Source organism: Paraburkholderia sp. Ac-20347, assembly GCF_017104805.1.
In the GTDB taxonomy this organism is placed as follows: domain Bacteria; phylum Pseudomonadota; class Gammaproteobacteria; order Burkholderiales; family Burkholderiaceae; genus Paraburkholderia; species Paraburkholderia tropica.
The window spans coordinates 1-833 of the sequence record NZ_JAAGPN010000636.1 but is presented as its reverse complement, the minus strand read 5'-3'; the positions used below and the strand labels follow the sequence as shown (position 1 = coordinate 833).

Sequence of the window (833 nt, the reverse complement as noted above, 5' to 3'; positions counted from 1 at the left end):
CCCACCGCGTTCTCCGCCAGCCAGCCCCCTCTTCCCCTCCCCGACGCCCTTCCGCTCTCGCCGCTACACCGCCCACGCCGTCCGCCGTGGCGATAGCGGCGGCCGGCGCCGTCGTGCGCGCGGGCGAGCCCGAGGAAGCCGTCTCCCTGACCGATACGACGGTGCAATCCGATCAAGGCGCCGCCATCCTCGCGGCGGGCGGCATCGCCAATGTCTCGCTCACCGGATCGACCGTGACCGGCGCGAGCGCCGCCATCGACTCGACGACCGGCACCGTACCGTCGCTGCTCACGGTCACGGCCGACCATTCGACCTTGAACGGCGTCGTGACGACCGATGCAGGCAGCACCACCACGCTCGCCCTCACCGACGCGAGCCGCTGGAACGTGACGGGCGACTCGACGCTCACGACACTGACGAACGCCAACAGCCTGATCGATTTTCAGGCGTCGCCGTCCATCGGCACGGCGCCAACTTCGGCGACGTCGTATCGCGCGGTCAACGTGACGGGCAATTACAGCGGCGCGCAAGGCACCGTTGCCGTCAACACCTGGCTCAATGCGGGCGGTTCGTTGAGCGCGCAATTCACCGACCGTTTGCTGATTGCGGGCAGCGCGTCGGGCGTGACCTATGTCGATGTGAAGCCGGTGAGCGGCAGCCCCGGCGGCCTGACCGCGCCCAACGATGTCATCGACGCGGCCGAAGGGATTCTGTTGAAAAACTCGTTTCGCAGCGTCGCTGCGATGGTGTTTTGGCCAGTCGGCCTGGTTTGTCGAAGCTGCCGGTGCCGAAACTGACGCCGGGGGTATGCCCCGATGCCCTCAAGCGGGCGT

1 pseudogene is annotated in these 833 nt (G+C 67.9%); it reads left to right on the top strand.

Annotated elements, in window-relative coordinates:
* Positions 1-797 (top strand): annotated as a pseudogene (locus tag G3N97_RS39145) (hypothetical protein); the annotation flags it as partial.
* Positions 798-833: the final 36 nt, after the last annotated feature.